This window comes from Streptomyces sp. NPDC042100 (assembly GCF_055582325.1).
The window spans coordinates 258,512-285,431 of sequence record NZ_JBVJDK010000010.1; the positions used below are offsets into that span (position 1 = coordinate 258,512).

The 26,920-nt window shown below is 73.1% G+C and carries 24 protein-coding genes; 19 read left to right on the top strand and 5 right to left on the bottom strand.

What is annotated here, in order from left to right:
• From ACZ6J5_RS23810 to ACZ6J5_RS23835, 6 genes are all read left to right on the top strand, one after another.
• Positions 1 to 2,367: an ATP-binding cassette domain-containing protein gene (locus ACZ6J5_RS23810; protein WP_469394625.1), complete on the top strand. Its 2,367-nt coding sequence runs from the start codon at positions 1 to 3 to the stop codon at positions 2,365 to 2,367.
• Between the two features lie 236 nt (positions 2,368 to 2,603).
• Entirely contained in the window at positions 2,604 to 3,632 is a 1,029-nt protein-coding gene (argC, locus tag ACZ6J5_RS23815) for an N-acetyl-gamma-glutamyl-phosphate reductase (protein ID WP_469394627.1), read from the top strand.
• Positions 3,629 to 4,780 (top strand): bifunctional glutamate N-acetyltransferase/amino-acid acetyltransferase ArgJ, encoded by a 1,152-nt coding sequence (gene argJ / locus ACZ6J5_RS23820; protein ID WP_469394629.1) that lies wholly within the window; start codon positions 3,629 to 3,631, stop codon positions 4,778 to 4,780. The genes argC and argJ overlap by 4 nt, the downstream gene beginning before the upstream one ends.
• Positions 4,777 to 5,700, top strand: a complete 924-nt coding sequence (gene argB / locus ACZ6J5_RS23825; protein WP_469394631.1) for an acetylglutamate kinase — start codon at positions 4,777 to 4,779, stop codon at positions 5,698 to 5,700. The genes argJ and argB overlap by 4 nt, the downstream gene beginning before the upstream one ends.
• Positions 5,697 to 6,905 carry an acetylornithine transaminase gene (locus ACZ6J5_RS23830; RefSeq protein ID WP_469394633.1) on the top strand — a complete coding sequence of 403 codons (1,209 nt, stop codon included), beginning with the start codon at positions 5,697 to 5,699 and terminating at the stop codon, positions 6,903 to 6,905. The genes argB and ACZ6J5_RS23830 overlap by 4 nt, the downstream gene beginning before the upstream one ends.
• A gap of 7 nt (positions 6,906 to 6,912) precedes the next feature.
• On the top strand, positions 6,913 to 7,476 hold the full coding sequence (locus tag ACZ6J5_RS23835; RefSeq protein ID WP_469394635.1) for an arginine repressor: 564 nt from the start codon (positions 6,913 to 6,915) through the stop codon (positions 7,474 to 7,476).
• A gap of 6 nt (positions 7,477 to 7,482) precedes the next feature.
• Here ACZ6J5_RS23835 and ACZ6J5_RS23840 read toward each other — a convergent pair whose 3' ends face one another.
• A complete protein-coding gene (locus ACZ6J5_RS23840; protein ID WP_469394636.1) occupies positions 7,483 to 8,172 on the bottom strand; it encodes a L,D-transpeptidase family protein in 690 nt (229 codons plus the stop codon).
• 37 nt (positions 8,173 to 8,209) lie between these two features.
• Positions 8,210 to 8,815, bottom strand: coding sequence for a pyridoxamine 5'-phosphate oxidase family protein (locus tag ACZ6J5_RS23845; RefSeq protein ID WP_469394638.1), 606 nt, complete (start codon positions 8,813 to 8,815; stop codon positions 8,210 to 8,212).
• Positions 8,816 to 9,510: 695 nt separating this feature from the next.
• Here ACZ6J5_RS23845 and argH point away from each other — a divergent pair.
• The 3 genes from argH to ACZ6J5_RS23860 all read left to right on the top strand — a co-directional run bounded on the left by argH (position 9,511) and on the right by ACZ6J5_RS23860 (position 13,261).
• A complete protein-coding gene (argH, locus tag ACZ6J5_RS23850) occupies positions 9,511 to 10,938 on the top strand; it encodes an argininosuccinate lyase (protein WP_469394640.1) in 1,428 nt (475 codons plus the stop codon).
• Between the two features lie 230 nt (positions 10,939 to 11,168).
• Complete coding sequence (locus ACZ6J5_RS23855; RefSeq protein ID WP_469394642.1) at positions 11,169 to 11,720, top strand: TetR/AcrR family transcriptional regulator; 552 nt, start codon at positions 11,169 to 11,171, stop codon at positions 11,718 to 11,720.
• Positions 11,720 to 13,261, top strand: a complete 1,542-nt coding sequence (locus tag ACZ6J5_RS23860) for an MFS transporter (protein ID WP_469394756.1) — start codon at positions 11,720 to 11,722, stop codon at positions 13,259 to 13,261. Before ACZ6J5_RS23855 ends, ACZ6J5_RS23860 begins: the two co-directional genes overlap by 1 nt.
• A gap of 126 nt (positions 13,262 to 13,387) precedes the next feature.
• Here ACZ6J5_RS23860 and ACZ6J5_RS23865 read toward each other — a convergent pair whose 3' ends face one another.
• On the bottom strand, positions 13,388 to 14,059 hold the full coding sequence (locus ACZ6J5_RS23865) for a lysophospholipid acyltransferase family protein (RefSeq protein ID WP_469394644.1): 672 nt from the start codon (positions 14,057 to 14,059) through the stop codon (positions 13,388 to 13,390).
• Positions 14,060 to 14,294: 235 nt separating this feature from the next.
• Between ACZ6J5_RS23865 and ACZ6J5_RS23870 the strand changes: the two genes are divergently transcribed.
• From ACZ6J5_RS23870 to ACZ6J5_RS23880, 3 genes are all read left to right on the top strand, one after another.
• Positions 14,295 to 15,512, top strand: coding sequence for a glycerophosphodiester phosphodiesterase (locus ACZ6J5_RS23870; RefSeq protein ID WP_469394646.1), 1,218 nt, complete (start codon positions 14,295 to 14,297; stop codon positions 15,510 to 15,512).
• 91 nt (positions 15,513 to 15,603) lie between these two features.
• Positions 15,604 to 16,125, top strand: coding sequence for a sigma-70 RNA polymerase sigma factor region 4 domain-containing protein (locus tag ACZ6J5_RS23875; protein WP_469394648.1), 522 nt, complete (start codon positions 15,604 to 15,606; stop codon positions 16,123 to 16,125).
• 36 nt (positions 16,126 to 16,161) lie between these two features.
• Positions 16,162 to 16,644, top strand: a complete 483-nt coding sequence (locus ACZ6J5_RS23880; RefSeq protein ID WP_469394650.1) for a GNAT family N-acetyltransferase — start codon at positions 16,162 to 16,164, stop codon at positions 16,642 to 16,644.
• A 30-nt stretch (positions 16,645 to 16,674) separates the two neighbouring features.
• Here ACZ6J5_RS23880 and ACZ6J5_RS23885 read toward each other — a convergent pair whose 3' ends face one another.
• Both ACZ6J5_RS23885 and ACZ6J5_RS23890 read right to left on the bottom strand, forming a co-directional pair.
• Positions 16,675 to 17,097, bottom strand: coding sequence for a hypothetical protein (locus ACZ6J5_RS23885; protein ID WP_469394651.1), 423 nt, complete (start codon positions 17,095 to 17,097; stop codon positions 16,675 to 16,677).
• A gap of 2 nt (positions 17,098 to 17,099) precedes the next feature.
• Complete coding sequence (locus tag ACZ6J5_RS23890; RefSeq protein ID WP_469394653.1) at positions 17,100 to 17,462, bottom strand: hypothetical protein; 363 nt, start codon at positions 17,460 to 17,462, stop codon at positions 17,100 to 17,102.
• A gap of 68 nt (positions 17,463 to 17,530) precedes the next feature.
• Between ACZ6J5_RS23890 and ACZ6J5_RS23895 the strand changes: the two genes are divergently transcribed.
• The 7 genes from ACZ6J5_RS23895 (at position 17,531) to cobT (ending at position 26,916) form a co-directional block, all read left to right on the top strand.
• Entirely contained in the window at positions 17,531 to 18,178 is a 648-nt protein-coding gene (locus tag ACZ6J5_RS23895) for an HAD-IA family hydrolase (protein ID WP_469394655.1), read from the top strand.
• A gap of 385 nt (positions 18,179 to 18,563) precedes the next feature.
• Positions 18,564 to 19,610, top strand: coding sequence for a methionine ABC transporter ATP-binding protein (locus ACZ6J5_RS23900; RefSeq protein WP_469394657.1), 1,047 nt, complete (start codon positions 18,564 to 18,566; stop codon positions 19,608 to 19,610).
• Complete coding sequence (locus ACZ6J5_RS23905) at positions 19,607 to 20,275, top strand: methionine ABC transporter permease (protein WP_469394658.1); 669 nt, start codon at positions 19,607 to 19,609, stop codon at positions 20,273 to 20,275. Before ACZ6J5_RS23900 ends, ACZ6J5_RS23905 begins: the two co-directional genes overlap by 4 nt.
• Before the next feature lie 90 nt (positions 20,276 to 20,365).
• The gene (locus ACZ6J5_RS23910) at positions 20,366 to 21,223 is read left to right on the top strand and encodes a MetQ/NlpA family ABC transporter substrate-binding protein (protein ID WP_469394661.1); all 858 of its coding nucleotides are present in this window, start codon (positions 20,366 to 20,368) and stop codon (positions 21,221 to 21,223) included.
• A gap of 125 nt (positions 21,224 to 21,348) precedes the next feature.
• Positions 21,349 to 21,993 (top strand): GNAT family N-acetyltransferase, encoded by a 645-nt coding sequence (locus ACZ6J5_RS23915; protein ID WP_469394663.1) that lies wholly within the window; start codon positions 21,349 to 21,351, stop codon positions 21,991 to 21,993.
• Between the two features lie 55 nt (positions 21,994 to 22,048).
• On the top strand, positions 22,049 to 23,251 hold the full coding sequence (gene cbiE, locus ACZ6J5_RS23920) for a precorrin-6y C5,15-methyltransferase (decarboxylating) subunit CbiE (RefSeq protein ID WP_469394665.1): 1,203 nt from the start codon (positions 22,049 to 22,051) through the stop codon (positions 23,249 to 23,251).
• A 305-nt stretch (positions 23,252 to 23,556) separates the two neighbouring features.
• Complete coding sequence (cobT, locus tag ACZ6J5_RS23925) at positions 23,557 to 26,916, top strand: nicotinate-nucleotide--dimethylbenzimidazole phosphoribosyltransferase (RefSeq protein WP_469394667.1); 3,360 nt, start codon at positions 23,557 to 23,559, stop codon at positions 26,914 to 26,916.
• Positions 26,917 to 26,920: the final 4 nt, after the last annotated feature.

A 26,920-nucleotide genomic window follows, 5' to 3' on the forward strand; every position in this document is an offset into this window, starting at 1 on the left:
ATGAGCAAGGCCAGCGTGCCGCACGCCGCCGACAGCCACGAGGTGATCCGCGTGCTGGGCGCGCGCGAGAACAACCTCAAGGACGTCAGCATCGAGATCCCGAAGCGCCGCCTCACCGTGTTCACCGGGGTGTCCGGTTCGGGGAAGAGCTCGCTGGTGTTCGACACGATCGCGGCGGAGTCGCAGCGGCTGATCAACGAGACGTACAGCGCGTTCGTGCAGGGTTTCATGCCGACGCTGGCGCGGCCCGAGGTGGACGTGCTGGACGGGCTGACGACGGCGATCACGGTGGACCAGCAGCGGATGGGCGCGGATCCGCGCTCGACGGTGGGTACGGCGACGGACGCGAACGCGATGCTGCGGATCCTGTTCAGCCGGCTCGGCGAGCCGCACATCGGCCCGCCCGGCGCGTACGCGTTCAACGTGCCGTCGGTGCGGGCGAGCGGTGCGATCACGGTGGAGCGCGGCGACAAGAAGACGGTGAAGGCGACGTTCAATCGCACCGGCGGGATGTGCCCGCGCTGTGAGGGGCGGGGCAGCGTCACGGATCTGGATCCGGCGCAGCTGTACGACGCGACGAAGTCGCTGGACGAGGGCGCGCTGACGATCCCGGGGTTCAAGCCGGGCGGCTGGAACTACCGCCTGTACAGCGAGTCGGGGCTGTTTCCGGCGGACAAGCCGATCGGCCGGTTCACGAAGAAGGAGCTGCGGGACTTCCTGCACCACGAGCCGGTCCGGATGAAGATCGCCGGGATCAACATGACGTACGAGGGTCTGGTCCCGCGGATCCAGAAGTCGATGCTGTCGAAGGACCGGGAGGGGATGCAGCCGCACATCCGGGAGTTCGTGGACCGGGCGGTGACGTTCACGGCGTGCCCGGAGTGCGAGGGGACGCGGCTGAGCGCGGAGGCGCGCTCGTCGAAGATCCGGCGGGTGAGCATCGCGGACGCCTGCGCGATGCAGATCAGCGATCTGGCGCAGTGGGTGCGGGGCATCGAGGAGCCGTCGGTGGCTCCGCTGCTGGCGGCGCTGCGGCAGACGCTGGACTCGTTCGTGGAGATCGGGCTGGGCTATCTGGCGCTGGACCGTCCGGCGGGCACGCTGTCGGGCGGCGAGGCGCAGCGGGTGAAGATGATCCGGCACCTGGGGTCGTCGCTGACGGACGTGACGTACGTCTTCGACGAGCCGACGACGGGGCTGCACCCGCATGACATCCAGCGGATGAACGATCTTCTGCTGCGGCTGCGGGACAAGGGCAACACGGTGCTGGTGGTCGAGCACAAGCCCGAGGTGGTGGAGATCGCGGACCATGTCGTGGACCTGGGTCCGGGCGCGGGCACGGCGGGCGGCCAGGTCTGTTTCGAGGGGTCGGTCGAGGGGCTGCGGAAGAGCGGCACGGTGACCGGCCGCCACCTGGGGGACCGGGCGGGGCTGAAGGACGCGGTGCGGGAGCCGGCGGGCGCGCTGCGGATCCGGGGCGCGCGGACGCACAACCTGAAGGGCGTGGACGTGGACGTCCCGCTCGGGGTGCTGGCGGTGGTGACGGGGGTCGCGGGTTCGGGGAAGAGCTCGCTGGTGCACGGTTCGATCCCGGCGTCGGAGGGCGTGGTGTCGGTGGACCAGGCGCCGATCCGGGGTTCGCGGCGGTCGAATCCGGCGACGTACACGGGGCTGCTGGAGCCGATCCGCAAGGCTTTCGCGAAGGTCAACGGCGTGAAGCCGGCGTTGTTCAGCGCCAATTCGGAGGGTGCGTGTCCGACGTGCAACGGCGCCGGGGTCATCTACACCGATCTGGGGATGATGGCGGGCGTGGCGACGACGTGCGAGGACTGCGAGGGGAAGCGGTTCGACGCCTCGGTGCTGGAGTACCGGCTCGGCGGCAAGGACATCAGCGAGGTCCTCGCGATGCCGGTGAGCGAGGCAGAGCGTTTCTTCGGGGAGGGCGAGGCGCGGACCCCGGCGGCGCACCGGATCCTGGAGCGCCTCGCGGACGTGGGTCTGGGCTATCTCACGCTGGGCCAGCCGCTGACGACGCTGTCGGGCGGTGAGCGGCAGCGGCTGAAGCTGGCGACGCACATGGCGGAGAAGGGCGGGGTGTACGTGCTGGACGAGCCGACGGCCGGTCTGCATCTGGCGGATGTGGAGCAGCTCCTCGGTCTGCTGGACCGGCTGGTGGACTCGGGCAAGTCGGTGATCGTGGTGGAGCACCACCAGGCGGTGATGGCGCACGCGGACTGGATCATCGATCTGGGTCCGGGGGCGGGTCACGACGGCGGTTCGGTGGTGTTCGAGGGCACGCCGGCGGAGCTGGTGGCGGCGCGTTCGACGCTGACGGGCGAGCATCTGGCGGCGTACGTGGGGGCCTGACCCCCCGCGCGGAGCGCGAGACGGCCGGCCCCGGGGAGTCCCGGGGCCGGCCGTCCGCGTCGGGCCGTCCGCGTCGGGCCGTCCGCGTCGGGCCGTCCGCGTCGGGCCGTCCGCGCGCGGGCCCGTCGGGCGTGGGCGGGAACCGCACAAGAGGTCTAGGCCAATACGCCACCGGCGGTACATTGCATAAAACTGCGACTCTGCGTATAGTCATGCCATCCATGAGGAGGGTTTCGATGACGGTACGAGCAGCGGTCGCCGGTGCGAGCGGATACGCGGGCGGGGAACTCCTGCGCCTCCTCCTCGCCCACCCCGAGGTCGAGATCGGGGCCCTCACCGGCCACTCCAACGCGGGCCAGCGCCTCGGCGGCCTCCAGCCGCACCTGCTGCCGCTCGCCGACCGGGTGCTCGCCGAGACGACCCCCGAAGTCCTCGCCGGCCACGACGTCGTCTTCCTCGCCCTGCCGCACGGACAGTCCGCCGCCGTCGCCGAACAGCTCGGACCGGACACCCTCGTCGTCGACATGGGCGCCGACTTCCGGCTCAAGGACCCGGCCGACTGGGAGGCCTTCTACGGCTCCCCGCACGCCGGGACCTGGCCCTACGGCCTCCCCGAACTGCCGGGTGCCCGCGCCGCGCTGGAGGGGTCCAAGCGCATCGCGGTGCCCGGTTGCTACCCCACCGCCGTCTCGCTCGCGCTCTTCCCCGCGTACGCGAACGGGCTCGCCGAGCCCGAGGCCGTCATCGTCGCCGCCTCCGGCACCTCCGGCGCCGGCAAGGCCGCCAAGCCGCACCTCCTCGGCTCCGAGGTCATGGGCAACATGACCCCGTACGGCGTCGGCGGCGGCCACCGGCACACCCCCGAGATGATCCAGAACCTCAGTGCGCCGGCCGGCGAGCGGGTCACCGTCTCCTTCACCCCCACCCTCGCTCCGATGCCCCGAGGCATCCTCGCCACCTGCTCCGCCGCCGCCCGGCCCGGCGTCACCGCCGAGACCCTGCGCGCCGCGTACGAGAAGGCCTTCGCCGACGAGCCGTTCGTCCACCTCCTCCCCGAGGGACAGTGGCCGGCCACCGCGTCCGTCTACGGTTCGAACGCCGTTCAGATCCAGGTCGCCCACGACCCGGCCGCACACCGGATCATCGTCGTCAGCGCCATCGACAACCTCACCAAGGGCACCGCGGGCGGCGCGGTGCAGAGCATGAACATCGCCCTCGGCTTCCCCGAGGAGACCGGACTTTCCACGATTGGAGTCGCTCCGTGAGCGTCACCGCAGCGCAGGGATTCACGGCCGCGGGCATCGCGGCCGGGATCAAGCAGAACGGCAAGCCGGACCTGGCCCTCGTGGTCAACACCGGGCCGCGCCGCGCCGCCGCGGGAGTCTTCACCTCCAACCGCGTCAAGGCCGCCCCCGTCCTGTGGTCCCAGCAGGTCCTCGCCGACGGCGAACTGACCGCCGTCGTCCTCAACTCCGGCGGCGCCAACGCCTGCACCGGCCCCCAGGGCTTCCAGGACACCCACGCCACCGCCGAGAAGGCCGCCGAGGTCCTCGGCATCGGCGCCGGCGAGGTCGCCGTCGCCTCCACCGGCCTCATCGGCGTCCCGCTCCCGATGGACAAGCTGCTCCCCGGCGTCGAGAAGGCCGCCGCCGAGCTCTCCGGCCACGGCGGCGAGAAGGCCGCCCTCGCCATCAAGACCACCGACACCGTCCACAAGACCGCCGTCGCCGCCCGCGACGGCTGGACCGTCGGCGGCATGGCCAAGGGCGCCGGAATGCTCGCCCCCGGCCTCGCCACCATGCTCGTCGTCCTCACCACCGACGCCGACGTCGACGCCCCCGGCCTGGACGCGGCCCTGCGCCGCGCCACCCGGCTCACCTTCGACCGGGTCGACTCCGACGGCTGCATGTCCACCAACGACACCGTCCTCCTGCTCGCCTCCGGCGCCGCCGGGACCACCCCCGCCGAGGACGAGTTCGCCGCCGCCGTCCAGGAGGTCTGCGAGGACCTCGCCCGCCAGTTGATCGGCGACGCCGAGGGCGCCAGCAAGGACATCCGCATCGAGGTCGTCAACGCGGCCAGCGAGGACGACGCCGTCGAGGTCGGCCGCTCCATCGCCCGCAACAACCTCCTCAAGTGCGCCATCCACGGCGAGGACCCCAACTGGGGCCGGGTGCTCTCCGCCATCGGCACCACCTCCGCCGCCTTCGAGCCCGACGAGCTCAACGTCGCCATCAACGGCGTCTGGGTGTGCCGCAAGGGCTCCGTGGGCGAGGACCGCGCCCTCGTCGACATGCGCTTCCGCGAGGTCGTCATCACCGCCGACCTCGCCGCCGGGTCCGCGTCCGCCGTCATCTGGGCCAACGACCTCACCGCCGACTACGTCCACGAGAACAGCGCGTACTCCTCATGAGCGACGACTCCCAGAACACCGCGCGCAAGCACACCGCGCTGCCCAAGGCGCAGATCCTCATCGAGGCGCTGCCCTGGCTCACCCGCCACCACGGCAAGACCGTCGTCATCAAGTTCGGCGGCAACGCCATGATCGACGACGAGCTCAAGGCCGCCTTCGCCCAGGACGTCGTCTTCCTGCGCCACGCCGGCCTCAAGCCGGTCGTCGTGCACGGCGGCGGCCCCCAGATCAGCGCCGCCCTCGACCGGCACGGGATCGTCAGCGAGTTCAAGGCGGGCCTGCGCGTCACCACCGAGGACGCCATGGACGTCGTACGGATGGTGCTCGCCGGCCAGGTCCAGCGCGAACTGGTCAACCTCCTCAACCAGCACGGCCCGCTCGCCGTCGGCCTCACCGGCGAGGACGCCCGCACCCTCACCGCCGTCAAGCACCTGCCCACCGTCGACGGCGAACGCGTCGACATCGGCCGGGTCGGCGAGATCACCGCCATCGACACCGGTGCCATCCAGGCCCTCCTGGACGACGGCCGCATCCCGGTCGTCTCCTCCATCGCCCGCTCCCAGGACGACGACCATGTCTACAACGTCAATGCTGATACGGCGGCTGCGGCACTCGCTGCGGCGCTGGGCGCCGAAACGCTGATGGTCCTGACCGACGTCGAGGGCCTCTACGAGGACTGGCCGCACAGCGACGAGGTCATCAGCCGGCTCACCGCGAGCCAGCTGGAGAAGCTGCTGCCCGAGCTCTCCAGCGGGATGGTCCCCAAGATGGAGGGCTGTCTGCACGCCGTACGCAACGGGGTCACCACGGCCCGCGTGATCGACGGCCGGGTCCAGCACTCGATCCTGCTGGAGATCTTCACGGACGAGGGCATCGGCACCATGGTCGTGCCCGACGACACCACGGGGGAGACGTCATGACGCAGCAGACCAACGCCGCACTCACCGAACGCTGGCAGCAGGCGCTGATGGACAACTACGGCACGCCCCGGCTGCCGCTCGTCCGGGGCGAGGGCGCCCGCGTCTGGGACGCCGACGGCACCGAGTACCTCGACTTCGTCGGCGGCATCGCCGTCAACGCCCTCGGCCACGCCCACCCCGCCGTCGTCGAGGCCGTGACCCGGCAGATCTCCTCCCTCGGCCACGTCTCCAACCTCTTCGTCGCCGAACCCCCGGTCGCCCTCGCCGAGCGGCTGCTCCAGCTCTTCGGCCGCCCCGGCAAGGTCTTCTTCTGCAACTCCGGCGCCGAGGCCAACGAAGGCGCCTTCAAGCTGGGCCGGCTCACCGGCCGCCCCCACATGGTCGCCACCTCCGGCGGCTTCCACGGGCGCACCATGGGCTCCCTCGCCCTCACCGGCCAGCCCGGCAAGCAGACCCCGTTCCTGCCGCTGCCCGGTGACGTCACCCACGTGCCGTACGGGGACGCCGAGGCGCTGCGCGCCGCCGTCACCGAGGACACGGCCTTCGTCATCATCGAGCCGATCCAGGGCGAGAACGGCGTCGTCGTCCCGCCCGCCGGCTATCTGCGGGCGGCCCGCGAGATCACCCGCGCCACCGGCACCCTCCTCGTCCTCGACGAGGTGCAGACCGGCATCGGGCGGACCGGCCCGTGGTTCGAGCACCTGGCCCACGAGGGAGTCGACCCCGACATCGTCACCCTGGCCAAGGGCCTCGGCGGCGGCCTCCCGATCGGCGCGACCGTCGCCTTCGGGCCCGCGGCGGAGCTTTTCACACCCGGCCACCACGGCACCACCTTCGGCGGGAACCCGGTCGCCTGCGCCGCCGGACTCGCCGTGATCGACACCCTCGCGGCGGACGGCGCGCTCGACCAGGTCAAGCGGCTCGGCGAGAAGCTGAGGGACGGAATCGAGTCCCTGGGCCACCCCCTGGTCTCTCATGTCCGCGGTGCGGGCCTCCTGCTGGGTATCGTGCTCACCGAGCCCGTCGCGCCGCAGGTGCAGCAGGCGGCTCAGGACGCCGGCCTCCTGGTGAACGCGCCCGCCCCCGATGTCGTACGGATCATGCCGCCGCTGGTGATCGGCGACGCCGAGGCGGACGCGTTCCTCAGGGCCCTGCCAGCTGTCCTGGGCGTGGTGGTGGACGGAGCAGGACGAACCGGAGAATGAGACGACGATGACCGACGCGCAGGAGAACACGGCCTGGGGTGCCGCCCAGGCGGACCCTGGGGGAGGGCCGTCCGTTCCGCAGACCCGCACCGCACGCCACCGCAGGATCGTCGACATCCTCAACCGGCAGCCGGTGCGCTCGCAGAGCCAGCTCGCCAAGCTGCTCGCGGACGACGGGCTGAGCGTCACCCAGGCGACGCTCTCCCGCGACCTCGACGAGCTCGGCGCGGTGAAGATCCGCAACACGGGCGGCGAGCTGATCTACGCGGTGCCCAGCGAGGGCGGCTTCCGCACCCCGCAGGCCCCGCTCGGCGAGTCCGCCAAGGAGGAGCGGATGCGGCGCCTCTCCGGGGAGCTGCTGATCTCCGCGGAGGCCTCGGCCAACCTGGTGGTGCTGCGCACCCCGCCGGGCGCCGCCCAGTTCCTCGCGTCGGCCATCGACCAGGCCGAGCTCCACGCGATCCTCGGCACGATCGCGGGCGACGACACCCTGCTGCTCATCTCCCGCGACCCGGCCGGCGGCCAGGCCCTCGCCGACCACCTGCTGCGCCTGGCGCAGAAGGACCGCTGAGCCGTCTCAGTACGCCGTGATCGCCGTCGGCCCGCCGCGCGTGCCGACGGCGATGTGCGGGCGGCGGGCCGGGTCGGCCCAGGCGAGCACCCGGCGCATCGCCCCGGCGGGCACCGAGACGCAGCCGGCCGTCGCGCCGCGCCCGTTGACGTGCAGGAAGATCCCGGCGCCCCGGCCGCGGACCGGCCGGTCGTAGTTGAAGCCGATGACCAGGGCGTGCGCGTACTGCGCCCGGTAGTCCACGAGGTGCTCGGCCTCCCCGGCCCGGCAGTCCCGGGGCAGCCCCTCCACCCAGCGGTTGTACGCGCGCGAGGCGTTGTCCTGGCACCACCACGAGCGGTCGGTGACCCGGACGTAGCGGTACGCGGTCCCGGCCGGCGCCCGCTCGGTGCCGAAGGCGTAGGGCAGCCGGTACAGCCCGGTGGGCGTGGTGTTCGTGCCCTGCCGCCGCGCCGCCCCCTCGGCGAGCCCGTTCGCGCCGAACCGGGCGGGCGCCGTCCCCGCCTTCACCCACCGCCCGCCGCGCCGGTCCCACCAGGTCAGGGTTCCGGTGGTGGCGTCGAGGCCCCGGGCCTCGGCGGTGATCAGCTGGCTGCCGCCCCCGGTGTCCGCCATCCGCTCGGGCAGGGCGGGCGGCGGTGCCGGGGGCGCGAGCGGTCCGGCGAGGACGGCGCCGAGGACGAGGAGGATACGCATGGCGCGACGCTAGGCGCCGGGCCCGCGCCCCGCCACGCTACGGAGCCGACCGGGGGAGCGGCGGCAGCGGGAGCGGCAGCGCGGGCAGCCCGTCGAGGCTGGTGGCGATGTGCTCCTTGCCCTCGCAGTACGCGTTGAACTCGGCGTCCGTCTTGCGGTTGAAGTACTCGGCGTGCAGCCCCCGGTCCTCCTGGTACGCCATCAGCGGGACGGCGAAGCCGCAGGCGTCGCTGACCCGGCGGGCGTGCACGACGACGATGGCCCGCGCGCTGCCCTGCCCCTCGACCGCCTCGGCGGGGAACCGCGCGAACAGCTCGCCCCAGCGCGGGTCGTCGCGGAGCACGACCTCGCCGGCGCCGTGCACCCGCACCACGGTCGGCGGCCCGGAGAAGGCCGTCCACATGAGCGTGATCCGCCCGTTGCCGGGCTCCCGCAGGTGCGCCACCACCTCGGCGCTGCTGCCGCCGAAGTCGACGTAGGCGAGGGTCAGTTCGTCGAGGACGACGAGGGTGCCCCGGCGCCCCTTGGGCGAGAGATTGACGTGACCGTCGCCGGAGAGGGGCGCGGTCGCCACGAAGAAGACGGGCTGGTTCTCGATGAAGGTCCGGAGCCGTCCGTCGATGCGTTCGTATGTTTTCCCCATGGGGCCATTCTCCGCCGGGGGCGGCCCGCCGTGTCGGCCCGTCTCAGCAGGGAGCCGTCCGCCACGCCGCGTGCGCCGCGCACGGGCCGCCGGGGGAGGGGTCCCCGGCGCGTGCCGCCCGGTTCCGCCGCGTCCGCTCGGCCCGCCAGGCGCCGATCCGTTCCGCGTTCGCCTCGGCGAGGGCGCTGATCCCGGCCGCGTGCGGGCCCTGGCGGGCATCGCGGTCCCACACCACCCGCGGCGCCTGCGCGCGGGCGGCCGCGCGCACCTCCCGCTGCGGGTCGTCCAGCAGGCGCAGCGCGTTGAGCAGCCCAGTAGGGGGCGGTGTCCCAGTCCGCGACCTCGCGGCTGTCGAACCAGTGGGCGCCGAGCCGGAACCTCGACGCGTTCCGCCATCCGTCGACGCGGGGCCGGGTGCCGCCGTGGACGTCGGAGTCGAGTGCCACCCAGTCCGCCGCCCGGCCGGCGCCCACCGCCGAGGCCGTGCCCTTGCCGAGCAGCAGGCGTTCTCCCGGGCGAAGGTGTCGAGTGGAGCACAGGAGTGGTGCTCGGTGTGTCATGCGGCGGACTGTATCCGGGTGCGTACGAGGGTGAGCGGGGATTCTTCCCGGTGGACCATCAGCCGATTGACGAAACATGCGGAGTTCTGCATACTCATGCAAGAGGTCGGTCATCAAGGCGAGGAGCAACCAGAAGTGAGCAGCAACAGCGGTGACGTCCGGCTCTGGGGCGGCCGGTTCGCCGACGGTCCCGCCGAGGCCCTGGCGAAGCTGTCCGCGTCGGTCCACTTCGACTGGCGCCTCGCCCCCTACGACATCGCCGGCTCCCGCGCCCACGCCCGCGTCCTGCACAAGGCCGGGCTGCTGACCGAGGACGAGCTCGGCCGGATGCTCGACGGGCTCGACCGGCTCGAAGCCGACGTCGCCGACGGCTCCTTCGTCGGTACCGTCGCCGACGAGGACGTGCACACCGCCCTGGAGCGTGGCCTGCTGGAGCGCCTCGGCGCCGAGCTCGGCGGCAAGCTGCGCGCCGGCCGGTCCCGGAACGACCAGGTCGCCACCCTCTTCCGGATGTACCTGCGGGACCACGCCCGGATCATCGGCGGCCTCGTCGCCGAGCTCCAGGACGCCCTGGTGGGCCTCGCCGAGGCGCACCCCGACGTCGCCATGCCGGGCCGCACGCACCTCCAGCACGCCCAGCCGGTGCTCTTCGCCCACCACGTCCTCGCCCACGTCCAGTCCCTCTCCCGGGACGCCGAGCGGCTGCGCCAGTGGGACACCCGGACCGCCGTCTCCCCGTACGGCTCCGGCGCCCTGGCCGGCTCCTCGCTCGGGCTCGACCCGCAGGCGGTCGCCAGGGACCTCGGCTTCGAGCGGGGCTCGGTCGGCAACTCCATCGACGGCACGGCCTCGCGGGACTTCGTCGCGGAGTTCGCCTTCATCACGGCGATGATCGGGGTGAACCTCTCCCGCGTCGCGGAGGAGATCATCATCTGGAACACGAAGGAGTTCTCCTTCGTGACCCTGCACGACGCCTTCTCCACCGGCTCGTCGATCATGCCGCAGAAGAAGAACCCCGACATCGCCGAGCTCGCCCGGGGCAAGTCCGGCCGGCTCATCGGCAACCTGACCGGCCTCCTCGCCACCCTCAAGGCCCTCCCGCTCGCCTACAACCGCGACCTTCAGGAGGACAAGGAGCCGGTCTTCGACTCCTGCGACCAGCTGGAGGTCCTGCTGCCCGCCTTCACCGGCATGATGGCGACCCTCACGGTCAACCGGGAGCGCATGGAGGAGCTCGCCCCGGCCGGCTTCTCCCTCGCCACCGACATCGCCGAGTGGCTGGTCAAGCAGGGCGTCCCGTTCCGGGTGGCGCACGAGGTGGCCGGCGAGTGCGTGAAGGCCGCCGAGGCGGAGGGCAAGGAGCTGGACGGGCTGACCGACGAGCAGTTCGCCAAGATCTCCGAGCACCTCACCCCCGAGGTCCGCACGGTCCTCAACGTCCCCGGCGCCCTCGCCTCCCGCGACGGCCGGGGCGGCACGGCCCCCTCGGCGGTCGCCGCCCAGCTCGTCGAGGTCAAGGCCGACCTGGTCATCCAGCACGCCTGGGCCGACGCCAAGAAGTAGCCCGCAGGGCCCACGGCCCCCGGCCTCCGGCTCCGGCTCCCCACCCCGGCCTCAGGCCCCCCGGCCCACCCGGCCCCCGACCTCCGCGCCCCGTCCCCGCCGCCCGCGCCGTCGTCCTCCGCACCCCGGAGGGCGGCGGCGCGGGCGTTTCGGTGGTGATTCCTCGTGTTCCGTGAGTCTCCCAGCTCCCGAGTGAGACATTGATGTCTCACTCGGTGTATTGTCGTCTCATGTCAGTCGACCGCACCGAGGTGCTCCGCTGCGCCGCGGCCCTGCTCTCCCGCAAACCGACCGCCACCATGGACGAGGTCGCTCGCGGCGCCGGGATCGGCCGCGCCACCCTGCACCGGCACTTCGCCGGGCGGGACGCGCTCGTCCGCGCGCTGGAGCAGCTCTGCATCGAGGAGACCGAGGCCGCCCTCGACGGCGCCCGGCTCGACGAGGGCCCGGCCGACGAGGCCGTACGCCGCCTGATCGGCGCCTCCGAGTCCGTCGCCCCGCTGCTCGCCTTCCTCTACACGGAACACCAGCTCTTCGAGGGCGAGCAGCAGAACGAGGGCTGGACCCGCCTCGACGAACGGCTCGTCACCGTCTTCCGGCGCGGCCAGGAAGAGGGCGCCTTCCGGATCGACCTGACCCCCGCCTGGCTCTGCGAGGCCTTCTACGGGCTCATCGGCTCGGGTGCCTGGGCCGTCGCCGACGGGCGGGTCGCCGCCAAGGACTTCCAGTACATGATCGCCGAGCTGCTGCTCGGCGGAGCACGCAGGAGCGTGGAGAAGTGATCACCGACACCGTCAAGCCCGAGAGCCATATCGAGGGCGTCCGCCGCCCCGGCCGGTGGCTCGCCCTCGCCGTCCTCGTGCTGGCCGTCCTGCTGGTGGCCGTCGACGCCACGGTGCTGGGCCTGGCGACGCCGTTCCTCTCCGAGGACCTGAAGCCCTCCGGCACCCAGCTGCTGTGGATCGGCGACGTCTACTCCTTCGTCATCGCCGGTCTGCTGGTCTCCATGGGCAGCCTCGGCGACCGCATCGGCCGCAAGAAGCTGCTGCTCGTCGGCGCCGTCGCGTTCGGCGCCGTCTCGGTCCTGAACGCGTACGCGACCAGCCCCGAGATGATGATCCTGGCCCGCGCCCTGCTCGGTGTCGCCGGTGCGACCCTGATGCCGTCCACGCTGGCCCTGATCCGCAACCTCTTCCACGACCCGCGCGAGCGCAGCCTCGCCATCGGCATCTGGGGCGCCATGGCCTCCGCCGGTGCCGCCGTCGGCCCGGTCGTCGGCGGATTCCTGCTGGAGCACTTCTGGTGGGGCTCGGTCTTCCTCATCAACCTGCCCGTCATGGCCGTCCTGGTCGTCGTCGGCGCCAAGCTGATCCCCGAGTCGAAGAACCCGAACCCGGGCCCCTGGGACCTGCCCAGCGTCGGCCTCTCCCTCATCGGCATGATCGGCGTCGTCTACGCCGTCAAGGAGCTCGCGGCCAACGGCGTCGCCCTCGACGTGACCCTCGCCGCCCTCGTCGGCGTCGGCGCCCTGAGCTGGTTCGTCCGCCGTCAGCTCACCCTGCCGGCCCCGCTCCTGGACATGCGCCTGTTCCGCAACCGGGGTTTCTCCGGCGCCGTCCTCGCCGACCTGCTGACCATCCTCGGCCTCTCCGGCCTGGTGTTCTTCCTGTCCCAGTACTTCCAGCTGGTCCAGGGCCGCCAGCCGCTGGAGGCCGGCCTCGCCGAACTGCCCGCCGCCGTCGGCGCGGTGACCGCGGGTCTGCTCGCCGGCCGGGCCGCCCGCCGGTACTCCGTACGGGCCGTGGTCACCGGCGGTCTGGCCGCGATCGGCCTCGCCCTCGCGGCGCTGACCGCGATCGGCCAGACCACCGGCTACCCGCTGCTCGGCGCCAGCCTGCTGGTCGTCGGCCTCGGCGCGGGCCTCGCGTTCACCGTCACCGCCGACGTGATCCTGTCCACGGTCCCCAAGGACCAGGCCGGTTCCGCGTCCGCCGTCTCCGAGACGGCGTACGAGCTCGGCGCGGCGCTCGGCATCGCGGTCCTCGGCTCGATCGTGACCGGCGTCTACCGGGGCTTCACCGCCCCGGCCGGCATCCCCTCGCAGACGGCCGCCGCCGCCCACGACTCGCTGGGCGGCGCCGTCGAGGCCGCCAAGGCCCTCGACCCGGCCCAGGCCGCCCCGCTGGTCTCGGCGGCCCAGGAGGCCTTCGTCGACGGCCTGCGGATCGCGGCCGGCGTCGGCGCGGCGGTCCTCCTCGCGACCGCGGTCGCGGCCTGGTTCCTGCTGCGGGGCCAGAAGCTGGAGGACGGCGTCGAGCACTGAGGCGCCGGCCCCGCCGAAGACCGGGCCCCGACCGGGGCCCGGTGACGCCGAAGGGCGCCCCCGTCACCGGGGGCGCCCTTCGGCGCGTACGCGGGCGGCCGACGAGGCCGCGTCCGCGCACCGCCGCTACGCGGCCTTGGCCTTCGTGGCGTACATGTCGACGTACTCCTGGCCGGAGAGCCGCATGACCTCCGCCATCACCGAGTCCGTCACCGCCCGCAGCACGTACCGGTCGCGGTCCATCCCGTCGTAGCGGGAGAACTCCATCGGCTCGCCGAAGCGGACCGTCACCCGGCCCGGCCGGGGGAAGCCCGCGCCGCCCGGCTGCAGCTTGTCCGTGCCGATCATCGCGAACGGCACCACCGGGGCGCCCGTCATCAGGGTCAGCCGCGCGATGCCCGTACGGCCCCGGTACAGGCGTCCGTCGGGGGAGCGGGTGCCCTCCGGATAGATGGAGAAGATCTTGCCCTCCTCCAGCACCCGACGGCCCGTCATCAGGGCCGCCACACCGCCGCGTCCGCCGTCGCGGTCCACCGGGATCATGCCGACGCTGGTGAAGAACCAGGCCATCAGCCTGCCCTTCACGCCCTTGCCCGTCACGTACTCGTCCTTGCCGATGAAGAAGACCTGGCGGTCCAGGCAGATCGGCATGATCATCGAGTCGATGAAGGTCAGGTGGTTGCCCGCGAGGATGACCGGACCCGTCCCCGGGATGTTCTCGGCGCCCTCCACGCGGGGGCGGAACATGAGGCGCAGGGCCGGCGTGAGAGCCGCCTTCATGAGCGCGAGACGGGACAACGCTTCCTCCGGTGTCGGGGCGGTTCTGGCGAGTGCGGCCCACAGGGGCGGCACGTGCAGGTGTGGACGATACTCGCGAGTCACCCCCTGTCGCACATCGGGTTCACGGAGTGGATACGCGGTGTTGACGTGTGTTTCCGCCATGTTCCGCCGAGGTCTGCCGCCCGTAGGGCGGCACTGCCTAGCGTCGGGACAGCGCTTGGCAGGTGCGGGACATCACATCGAAGGAGTGGACATGACACAGGGTGAGAGCAGGACCCCGGCGCGCCGCGCCGTCCTCGGCGCGGCCGGCGCCGCGGTCCTGGGCGGCTCGGCCGTCCTCGGCGCCGGCACCGCGCAGGCGGTCCGGTCGGCCGTCGCGCCGGACGCCGGCGCGGCCGACGCCGCCGGTGCCCTCGGCGCGGACCGGGGCAGGGGGCACGGGGGCGGCTACCGCTCGCTGCCCTTCCCCACCGTCATCGGCCACCGGGGCGCCAGCGGCTACCGCCCCGAGCACACCCTCGGCTCCTACCAGCTCGCCCTCGACCTCGGCGCCCACGTCATCGAACAGGACCTCGTCCCCACCAAGGACGGGCACCTGGTCTGCCGCCACGAGAACGACATCACCGGCACCACCGACGTCGCCGACCACCCCGAGTTCGCCTCGCGCAGGACCACCAAGAGCGTCGACGGCACCTCGATCACCGGCTGGTTCACCGAGGACTTCACGCTCGCCGAGCTCAAGACCCTGCGGGCCAAGGAGCGGATTCCGGCCACCCGGCAGAAGAACACCCTCTACGACGGGCGCTGGGACGTGCCCACGTTCGAGGAGGTCCTCCAGTGGGCCGAGCGGGAGGGCCGCCGCCGGGGCCGCGAGGTCTGGCTGCACGTCGAGACCAAGCACCCCACCTACTTCCGCGCGCTCGGCCTCGGCCTGGAGGAGCGCCTGGCCCGGCTGCTGCGCCGCCACGGCCGCCACCGCGCGAACTCGCCCGTCTTCCTCCAGTCCTTCGAGCCCGGCAGCATCCAGCGGCTCGCCCGGCTCGTGGACAGCCCGAGGGTGGTCCTGCTCTCCGCGGCGAACACCCGCCCCTGGGACTTCGTCGTCTCCGGCGACCCGCGCACCGTCGCCGACCTGGTCAGGCCCGAGGGCCTGCGCTGGATCGCCTCGTACGCGCAGGGCATCGGCCCGACGATCGACCTGATCCTGCCCCGCGACGCGAGCGGCCGCCTCGGCGCCGAGACCACCCTGGTCCGCGACGCCCACGCGCGGGGCCTGGTCCTCCACCCGTACACCCAGCGCAACGAGAACGCCTTCCTGCCGGCCGAGTACCGGCGCGGCACCGACCCGAACGCGTACGGGGACGCCTTCGGCGCGCTGAAGCGGTACTTCGCGACCGGGATCGACGGCCTGTTCTCCGACAACGCCGACACCGCCCTGCTGGCGGCCGAGGAGGTCACGGCCCGCCGCTGACGCGGGGCGCGGCGGGCGCCCCGTACCCCCGACCGGGTGGATTCCGCCGTCCGCCGGAACCGGGCCCGCCGGGAGCCGCATCGTGGCGGGCATGACCTCTCCCGAAGTCCTGCTCGCCACCCTCGGCCCCCTGCTCGCCGCCGAGTCCCGCGCCGAGGCCCCGGCCGCCGGGGTCGAGCCGGGGGACCTCGAACAGGCCGTCTGGGTCCGCCTCCTGGAACGCCTCCGGGACGACGGCGCCCCCGACCGCCCGGCGGACTGGCTGCGCCGGGCGGTCCGCGCCGAGGCCCGCCGGGCCCGCCGCTCCTCCGCCCGGGAGCAGCGCTACGGCCCCGGGGCCGAGCCGGGAACGCCGGACTCGCCCGAGGGCTCGGTGCTGGTCGCCGAACGCCGCCGGGGCATCCGCAACGCCGTCAGCCGTACCCCGGGCCCCTGCCCCCGGGTGCTCGCCGCGATGCTCGACCCCGCGGACCCCACCTACCGTGAGATCGCAGGAACGTTGGGTATCTCACAGGGGAGTCTGGGCCCGACACGTTCCCGTTGCCTGGGATGCCTGCGCAGAATGCTGGCTGCGGAGGTTCCCCTGCCCGGCGTACGGGGAAGGGTGCCGTAGACCGACGGCGGACCAGGTGAGCGGGAGGGCCCACGAATGGGCATGAGCGTGACCATCTCAGCGGCAGACGCGCAGGACGCGGAGCACATCCTCAAGCTGCAGTACCTCTGCTATCAGCGCGAGGCCGAGATCTACCAGGACTGGTCGATCGAGCCGCTGACCCAGTCGCTCGACGCCCTGCGGGCCGAACTCGGCGAGGGCAAGGCCTTCGTGGCCCGCCTCGGCGACGAGATCGTCGCCTCCGTGCGCGGCCGGCTCGACGAGGACGGCACCGTGCGCATCGCCAAGCTCATCGTGCACCCCCGCCTCCAGCGGCACGGCCTGGGCGGGCGGCTGCTGGACGCGATCGAGGGGCACTACGCCGAGGAGCCGGCGCCCGCCGCCAAGCGCTTCCAGCTCTTCACCGGCCACCGCAGCGAGGGCAACCTGCGCCTGTACCGCAGCAAGGGGTACGCCCAGGTCGGCACCCGCGAGGTCGGCCCGAGCCTCACCCTCGTCACGCTGGAGAAGGCGGCCTAGCCGCCGCGCCGTCCGGGGCCCGGGGGCCGGTCAGCCGGCCGCTCGGGACCGCCGCAGCCACCAGATGCCGGTCAGCGGCAGCAGCACCGGGATGAAGATGTAGCCGTAGCCGTAGTCCGACCAGACCGTCGCGTCGGGGAAGGCCGAGGGCTCGACCAGCGTCCAGGTGCCCACGGTCAGCACGCCCGCCAGCTCGGCGGCGCAGCACACCAGCGCCGCCCTGCGGGCCGTCTCCCCGCCCCGTACCAGGGTGTACGTGATGAAGGCGTAGACGACGGCGGCGACCGCCGACAGCGAGTACGCCAGCGGGGCCCGGTCGAACTCGGTGGCGATCTGGTAGACCGAGCGCGAGACCGCGCCCACCGACATCACGCCGTACAGCCAGACGAGCAGCATCCCGGGGCCCTTGACCAGCCGGCGGGTGCCCTCCTCGCGGGTCTCGGTCGCGGTCATGGTCAGCCCACCGTCCAGATGTCGTAGAGACGCACTTCCAGCACGGCGAGGACGACCGCTCCGGCCGCCACCGTCGCCGAGCCCCACTTGCTCCGCTCGGTCAGCGACATCAGGCCCGCCGCGGGCACCGCGCACAGCGCGCCCAGCAGATAGGCGATGAAGATCGTCGTGCCCTCCTCGGCCTTCTCGCCGCGGGCCAGCTGCACGATCCCGACGATCAGCTGCACCAGGGCGAGCACGGTCACCACGGCCATGCCGATGAAGTGCCAGTCCTTGGTGGGCTGGTTCCGGGTGAAGGCGAAGCCGCACCAGGCGGCGAGCGCGAGCGCGGCCACCGAGACCACGACCGTGAGGGCGTCAAGCATGGGCCCGAGGGTATTACGGGCCGAATGGCCCGATGCGCGCGCCCCCCGCCGCCGTAGGGTCGGTCCGTATGAAGACGCACGCCGAAGCCCTCCTGTTCGACAACGACGGAACCCTCGTCTCCTCCCTGGACTCCGTGGCCCGCTGCTGGCACCGGTGGGCGGGGGAGCAGGGGCTGACCGCCGAGGACTTCGCGCGGGTCGAGCTGCACGGCCGCCCCGCCGCGGAGATCGTCGCCGACCTGCTGCCCGCCGAACGGGTCGCCGAGGCCCTCGCCCGCATCGAGGACCTGGAGGTCGAGGACGTCGCCCACGGCGTCGAGGTGCTCCCCGGCACGAAGGAGCTGCTCGCCGCCCTGCCCGAGGGGCGCTGGGCCGTCGTCACCTCCGCGACCCGGCGGCTCGGCGAGGCGCGGCTGCGCGCCGCGGGGATCGAGGCGCCGCTGCTGATCGCCGCCGACGACATCACCCGGGGCAAGCCCGATCCGGAGCCGTTCCTGCTCGCAGCCGCGAAGCTGGGCGTCGACCCGTCCCGCTGCGTGGTCTTCGAGGACGCCCCCGCCGGACTGGCCGCCGGCCGCGCCGCGGGGATGCGGACCGTGGCCTTGGCCACAACGCACGAGCGCGCCGAGCTCGACGCGGACGCCGTGGTGACCGATCTGTCCGAGGTATCCGCGCAGGCCATCGAGGGCGGAGTGGAGATCACCGCGGGCCGCTGAGCCGGCCGTACCGTCCGGATACCGTCTCAGGGCTGTCCGCTATACGGACAGCTCCGTTTCGTTCGCACGTTTGCATGGTTTACTTGCAGACATGACCACGACGAGCAGCCGCACCCTTGCGACCGAGGCGGACACGACGCCCGGTGCTCGTTGTATGTGTCGAATGTGCGCCCTCTGAGGGCCCCCGACCGAGACTCGCGCCCCGAAGCGAGCCCCGACGGCCAGCCGTTCCGCCACGCCTCCCGGCGCCGGACCGTGCCGCCCCGCGCACCCGCCGCCCCGGCCACCGGCCGCGACGACGACCGCCTGCGCCTGACTGTCCGAACGACGTATGCCCCGTGCACGGCGGACCCCGCGCCGCGCACTCGACAGTGACGGAAACCCTGTGATCACCACTTCGGGCCTGACCAAGGTCTACGAGTCGAGAGGCCGCCAGGTCACCGCCCTGGACGGCGTCGACCTGCACGTCCGCGAGGGCGAGGTCTTCGGCGTGATCGGCCAGAGCGGCGCCGGCAAGTCCTCCCTCATCCGCTGCGTCAACCTGCTGGAGCGCCCCACCTCCGGCACCGTGACCGTCGACGGCGTCGACCTCACCGCCCTCGCCGGCCGGAGCCGCCGCGCCGGCAAGGACCTGCGCCGCGCCCGCAGCAGCATCGGCATGGTCTTCCAGCACTTCAACCTGCTGTCCTCGCGCACCGTCAAGGACAACATCGAGCTCCCGCTGGAGATCCTCGGCGTCTCCGGCGCCGAACGCTCCCGCCGCGCCCTCGAACTCCTCGACCTGGTCGGCCTCGCCGACAAGGCCAAGTCCTACCCCGGCCAGCTCTCCGGCGGTCAGAAGCAGCGCGTCGGCATCGCCCGCGCCCTCGCCGGCGAACCCAAGGTCCTCCTCTCCGACGAGGCCACCAGCGCCCTCGACCCGGAGACCACCCGCTCCATCCTCCAGCTCCTGCGCGACCTCAACCGGCAGCTCGGCCTCACCGTCCTGCTCATCACGCACGAGATGGACGTCGTGAAGACCATCTGCGACTCCGCCGCCCTGATGCAGCGGGGCCGCGTCGTCGAGTCCGGCACCGTCGGCGAACTGCTCGCCACCCCCGGCTCCCAGCTCGCCGCCGAACTCTTCCCGGTCAGCGGCACCGCCAGCGCCCCCGACCGCACGGTCGTGGACGTCACCTTCCACGGCGAGACCGCCACCCAGCCGGTCATCTCGCAGCTCTCCCGCACGTACAACATCGACATCTCGATCCTCGGCGCCGCGATGGACACCGTCGGCGGCCGGCAGATCGGCCGGATGCGGATCGAACTGCCCGGACGCTACGAGGACAACGTCGTCCCGATCGGCTTCCTGCGCGAACAGGGCCTCCAGGTCGAACCCGTCGGCCACGCCCCCGCGCAGACGCCCGCACTGGTGAAGGAAGGTGCCAAGTGACCTGGTCCGAGATGCAGCCGCTGCTCCAGCAGGGCACCATCGACACCCTCTACATGGTCCTGTGGGCCACCGTCGTCACCATCGTCGGCGGCCTCCCCCTCGGCATCCTCCTCGTCCTCACCGACAAGGGCGGACTGCTCCAGAACCGGCCCGTGAACAAGGTCGTCGGCGCGATCGTGAACGTGGGCCGCTCGCTGCCCTTCATCATCCTGCTGATCGCCCTCATCCCCTTCACCACCTTCGTCGTCGGCACCTTCATCGGCCCCACCGCGATGATCGTGCCGCTCGCCATCGGCGCCATCCCCTTCTTCGCCCGGCTCGTCGAGACCTCCATCCGCGAGGTCGACCACGGACTCGTCGAAGCCGTCCAGGCCATGGGCGGCGGCATCCCCACCATCGTCCGCAAGGTCCTGCTCCCGCAGGCCCTGCCCTCCCTGGTCTCCGGCGTCACCACCACCGTGATCGTGCTCATCGGCTACTCCGCGATGGCCGGCGCGGTCGGCGGCGAAGGACTCGGCTCCAAGGCCGTGACCTACGGATACCAGCGCTTCGACACCACCTTCATGCTCGTCACCGTCGTCGTCCTGGTCGCCATCGTCACCGTCGTCCAGCTCATCGGAGACGGCGCCGTCCGCCTCCTCGCCCGCCGGGGCCGCACCGCGTAACCCGCCGGGCCCACCGACTTCGTCACCCGAAGAAAAAGCCAGGACTCGTTGTCCAGGCGTCCACCGCTCCACCGGAAAGAGGCACTCTTCGTGCGCACCAACATCAAGCTCACCGCGGGCATCGCCGCCACCGCCGCCCTCGCCCTGGGCCTCACCGCCTGCGGCACCTCCTCCGACCCGTCCACCGCCAAGGACGCCGCCGGAGCCGCGGACAAGCCCCTCGTCGTCGCCGCGTCCCCGACGCCGCACGCCGACATCCTCAACTTCGTCAAGGACAAGCTCGCCGCCAAGGAGGGCCTGAAGCTGGAGGCGAAGGAGTTCACGGACTACGTCCTGCCGAACACCGCCACCGAGTCCGGCCAGGTCGACGCCAACTTCTTCCAGCACAAGCCGTACCTCGACGACTTCAACAAGAAGAACAACACCCACATCGTCCCGGTGGTCAACGTCCACCTGGAGCCGCTGGGCCTCTACTCCAAGAACGTCAAGTCCCTCAAGGACATCAAGGCCGGCCAGACCATCGCCGTCCCCAACGACACCACCAACGAGGGCCGCGCCCTCCACCTGCTCGCCGACAACGGGCTCATCACCCTCAAGCCGGGCATCGGCACCGACGCCAAGCTCTCCGACATCACCGACAAGAAGGGCCTGGAGTTCAAGGAGCTGGAGGCCGCCACCGTGCCCCGCGCCCTGAACGACGTCGACGCCGCCGTCGTCAACGGCAACTACGCCATCGAGGCCAAGCTGGAGCCCGCCAAGGACTCCCTCGCCCTGGAGAAGGCCGACGGCAACCCGTACGCCAACTTCCTCGCCGTCAAGGAGGGCAACGAGAAGGACGCCCGCGTGCAGAAGCTCGTCAAGCTCCTCAACTCGCCCGAGGTGAAGAAGTACATCGAGGACACCTACAAGGGCTCGGTCATCCCGGCCTTCGGCGCCCCCGCCAAGTAGCCCCCGAGCACCACCCCGTCCAGAAGGCCCCCGCGCCCCAACCGGCGCGCGGGGCCTTCGGCCTCACCCGCGTATGCGCACCGCCCGCCCCATGCGCCATGCTGTGCGTTCACGGTCATTCACGTATGGAGCTGCGCATGACTACCTTCCCGTCCATCTCCATCAGCACGGACCGGTTGGTGCTGCGCGCGCTCGAAGTCGAGGACGCCCCCGCCCTCGCCGACATGATGAACGACGAACTCGTCGGCGCCTGGACCGCGGTGCCCCAGCCCTACACCGAGGCCGCGGCCCTCGCCTGGATCACCGAGCACGCGCCCGCCGAACGCGCCTCGGGCCGCGGCATCGACCTCGCCGTCACCGAATTCCTCACCCAGCGCCTCGTCGGCGTCATCCAGCTGACCAAGACCGACTGGCGCGTCCGCAGCAGCGAGATCTCCTACATCGTCGCCCCCTGGGCCCGTGGTGAGGGCTACGCCTCCGAAGCCGCCCTCGCCACCGCCCAGTGGCTCTTCGGCGACCAGAAGTTCGAACGCCTCGAACTGCGCACCGCCGCCGACAACACCGCCTCCCAGCAGGTCGCCCAGAAGATCGGCTGCATCAGCGAGGGCGTCCTGCGCAACGCCTGCATAGCGCGCACCCGCACCGAAGACGGCACCTGGACCGACCTGCGCACCGACTTCATCGTCTGGGGCCTCCTCCCCGAAGACCTCGACGGCGTCGCCGACCAGCTCGCCGACGCGGGCTACTCCGCCTACGCCGACTGGAGCTGACCGCGCGGGTACGCTGATCGCCCCCCGACCCGCACACCCAGGGAGACACAGACAGATGGCCGACCGGGTCACGGTGATCGGCTGGGACGGCTCGCCCCTCACCGAGGCGGCCCGGTCCGCCCTCGCCGCCGCCACCCTCGTGGCCGGCGCCGCGCACCACCTCGCCCTCGGCGAGGTGCCGCCCCGGGCCGAACGCGTCCGCCTCGGCAGCATCGACCTCGCTGCCCGCCGGATCGCCGGCCACCGGGGCACCGCCGTCGTCCTCGCCGACGGAGACCCCGGCTTCTTCGGCGTCGTCCGCACCCTGCGCGCCCCCGAACACGGCCTCGAAGTCGAGGTCGTCCCCGCCGTCTCCGCCGTCGCCGCCGCCTTCGCCCGCGCCGGTATGCCCTGGGACGACGCCCGGATCGTCGTCGCCCACCAGCGCACCCTGCGCCGCGCCGTCAACGTCTGCCGCGCCCACCCCAAGGTCGCCGTCCTCACCTCGCCCGGCGCCGGACCCGCCGAACTCGCCCTCCTCCTCGACGGCGTCCACCGCACCTTCGTCATCTGCGAGGAGCTCGGCACCGCCCGGGAGCAGGTCAGCGTCCTCACCTCCGACAAGGCCGCCGACCACGTCTGGCGCGACCCGAACGTCGTCATCGTCATCGGCGGCACCCCCGCCCCCGGCCGCGCCGGCGGCTGGCTCATGGGCGACGACACCCCCGCCGTACGCGGCTGGGGACTGCCCGGCGAGGAGACCGGCGGCCGCGCCGGACAGGACCCGTCCCTGCGCGCCGCGCAACTCGCCCGGCTCGGCCCCCGCACCGGCGACCTCGTCTGGGACATCGGCTGCGCCGACGGCGCCTTCGCCGTCGAGGCCGCCCGCTTCGGAGCCGCCGTCATCGCCGTCGACGCCGACCCGGGGGCCTGCGCCCGCACCGAGGCCGCCGCGCGCCGCGCGGGCGTCCTGCTCCAGACCGCCGCCGGACCCGCCCCGCACATCCTGGAACGCCTGCCCGAACCGGACGTCGTCCGCATCGGCGGCGGGGGAGTGCCCGTCGTCACCGCCTGCACCGACCGCAGGCCGGACCGGATCGTCGCCCACGCCACCACCCGCGACGAGGCCGAGGCCGTCGGCGCCGCCCTCGCCGACGGCGGCTACGCCGTGGAGTGCCGCCTCCTGCAGACCGTGGACCTCGACCCGGACGACTGGACCGAACGCGAGCGCACCGTCGCCTTCCTCCTCAGCGGCAGCCGGACCCACCGCTCCCCGTGATCGCGGGGCCCGCCGGGGAAGGTAGGCTGGCCGATTGTTGTACCGCACCGGGATGTTCGGCGTTTTGTTCGCCAATGTCCCGAACCGGAGGCCGCTTTGGCCCCCGATGTGGTACGGGCCGCGAGGGCCGCGCGACGTGGCGCAGTCCACAGCGAACCGTGCCGGATCCGCCTGCCAGGATGGCACAGGGCCGGGACAATGCATGGGTGACCGCGCGTCCTTCGTGCCGCACGGCGCGCACGCTCGTTCTTGTTGGGCGGGCGAAGGTCTGAAGGAGCACAACCGATGGGCGAGGGGTACGCAGCATGACGGACACCGGCCAGATCCCGGGCGAGGGGCTGCCGGAGAACGCAGGCATGGTCGAGCAGCCGGGCGTCCCCGCCCCGGGCGCCTACACCTTCCTGGACCCCTCCGAGCACGCAGCCGAGGACGACGAGATTCTCCTGATGCCGGGCGCCCAGGGCGCCTGGAGCGAGCTCCAGCCGGGCGTGCAGCCCGCCCCGCCGGTCGCCGTGCCCGCCCCGATGCCGCAGGCCGAGCAGCTCGTCGACCCGCTGACGGCCCCGCTGGACCAGGTCACCTCGACCCCGCCGCGGGGCGTTCCGCTGCCCCCGCACCCCGAGTACGCGTACGAGCCCGGCGTCCTCGACACCGGCGCCCACGAGGCGGCCGGCCGCGACACCGGCTCCGTCGACCTCGGCGGCGTCCGGGTGCCGCCGGTCGCCGCCCCGACCCCGCCGCCGGCCCGCCGCCCGCTGCACATGGGCCCGCCCGTCCCCGAGGGCACCGGCCCCGCGGTCCGCTCCCTCGCCGACCGAGGCCCCGCCGCCCCGGCCCCGCAGCCCGTGCCCGCCCCGCTCGCCGCGACGACGCCCGCCCCGATGCCGGTCCGCACCCCGGGCCCGCCGACGACCGGCCCCGAGTACCTGGACATCGCGCAGGACCAGCAGACCGCCCCGCAGGGCGCCGTGCCGTGGACCGCGCAGCCCGAGGTGGCCCCCGCAGAAACGGTCGTCCCTCCGGCCGCCCGGTTCGTCCCGGTCGAGGGCACCGTCCCGACCACCCCGCACCTGGCCCCCACGCCTCCGGCCGGGGTGCCCGTGCCCGCGCGGGAGGACCCCGTGGTCCCCGCCCCGCGCGACCCGGAGCCGGTGGCGGCGGAGGAACCGAGCCACCCCGGGCCGACGCCCGCCGCCGAGGAGCCGGCCGCCCAGGAGCCCGAGGCCCCGGCGGAGCCGCAGGCCGTCAAGGAGCCCCAGGAGCCCGCCGCGCCCCAGGAGCCCGCCGCGCCCCAGGAGGAGCCCCAGGCCCCGGCCGAGGCGGCGCCCCCGGCCCCGGAGGAGACTGCGGCACAGCCCGCGGCCCAGGCCCCGGAGCAGCAGGCGGAGGACCTCCCGCCGCAGCAGGCCCCGGAAGAGCCCCAGGAGCAGCTCCAGCCCCAGGCCCCGGAGCAGCCGGCGGAGGACCTCCAGGCACCGCAGACCCTGGAGCCCCCCCTGCCGCAGCCCGCCGAGGAGCCCGAGGCGGAGGCCCCGGCCCACCCCACGGCGGACCTCCCGGCCGAGCCCTCGGAGCAGCCGGCGCCGACGGATCTCCCGGCCAAGTCCCCGGAAGCCCCCCAGGCGCAGCCCGTGGCGGACGCCCCGGCCCAGCCCCTGGAAGTCCTCCCGGCCGAGGCCCCGGAGGAGCCCCAGCCCCAGGCCCAGGCCCAGGGGGAGCAGCCGACGGCAGACCTCCCGGCGGAGCCGCAGGAAGAGCAGCCGAAGCCGGAAGAGCGGCAGCAGGAACCCCGGGAAACCCCCGAGGCACCCTCGGCAGCCCAGGCCACCCCGGCAGCCCAGGCCACCCCCGAATCGCAGACCACCCCCGAAGCCCAGGCCACCCAAGACTCCCCGGCTCCCCAAGCCCCTCCGGTTCCCCCGGCTCCCCAAGGCCCCCCGGCCCCCGGCTACGACGAGGCGGAGCGGGAGGCGGTCCTGCGGGTGATGCGCGAGCGCCGCGACATCCGCAACGGCTTCCGCTCCGACCCGATCCCGCACGAGGTGCTGCTCCGCGTCCTGGAGGCGGCCCACACGGCGCCCAGCGTCGGCCACTCGCAGCCCTGGGACTTCGTCGTCATCCGCAGCGCCGAGACGCGCCGCACGATGCACGAGCTCGCCGCGCACCAGCGCGAGGCGTACGCGAAGTCCCTCCCCAAGGGCCGGGCGAAGCAGTTCAAGGAACTGAAGATCGAGGCGATCCTCGACACCCCGGTGAACATCGTGGTGACGGCCGACCCGACGCGCGGCGGCCGGCACACCCTCGGCCGCTACACGCAGCCGCAGATGGCCCCGTACTCCTCGGCCCTGGCCGTGGAGAACCTGTGGCTCGCCGCCCGCGCCGAGGGCCTCGGCGTCGGCTGGGTCAGCTTCTTCGACGAGCGCGAGATGGTCCGCGCCCTCGGCCTGCCCGAGCACCTCGAAGTGGTGGCGTACCTCTGCGTCGGCTACGTCGACGAGTTCCCCGAGGAGCCGGAGCTGATGCAGGCGGGCTGGTCCAAGCGCCGCCCGCTGTCCTGGGTCGTCCACGAGGAGACGTACGGCCGCCGCGCCCTGCCCGGCGAGGAGCCGCACGACCTGCTCCAGGAGACCGTGGCCAACATCCGCCCGCTCGACGCCAAGGCGCTGGGCGAGGCGTGGGAGCGCCAGAAGCGCATGACGAAGCCCGCCGGGGCGCTGGGGATGCTGGAGATCCTCTCCGCCCAGCTCTCGGGCCTCTCCCGCACCTGCCCGCCGCCGATCCCGGAGCCGGCCGCGGTCGCGATCTTCGCGGGCGACCACGGCGTGCACGCGCAGGGGGTCACGGCCTGGCCCCAGGAGGTGACCGGCCAGATGGTCGCGAACTTCCTCGGGGGCGGCGCGGTCTGCAACGCGTTCGCGAGCCAGGTGGGCGCCGAGGTCTGCGTGATCGACGTGGGCGTGGCGAGCGAGCTGCCGGCGACGCCGGGCCTGCTGCCGCGCAAGGTCCGCGCCGGTACGGCCGACTTCACGATCGGCCAGGCGATGACCCACGAGGAGACGATCGCCGCGATCGAGGTGGGCATCGAGACGGCCCGGGACCTCGTGGCGGCCGGGAACAAGGCGCTGCTCACGGGCGAGATGGGCATCGCGAACACGACCGCGTCCGCCGCGCTGATCTCGGTGTACACGGGCGTGGACCCGGTCGAGGTCACCGGCCGAGGCACGGGCATCAACGACGAGATGCACGCCCGCAAGGTGGACGTCGTCCGCCGCGCCCTGGACCTCCACAAGCCGGACCCGGCGGACCCGATCGGGGTCCTCGCGGCGGTCGGCGGTCTGGAGCACGCGGCGCTGGTCGGCCTGATCCTGGGCGCGGCGTCGCTCCGTACCCCGGTGATCCTGGACGGCGTCTCCACCGGGGCCGCGGCCCTGGTCGCGCGGGCCATCGCGCCCGAGTCGCTGGCGGCGTGCATCGCGGGCCACCGCAGCGCCGAGCCGGGCCACGTGGCGGCCCTGAACAAGCTGGGCCTGCGTCCCCTGGTCGACCTGGACCTGCGCCTCGGCGAGGGCACGGGCGCACTGCTGGCCCTCCCGCTGGTGCAGAGCGCGGCGCGCGCCATGCACGAGGTGGCGACCTTCGACTCGGCGGGCGTGACGGAGAAGTAGAAGT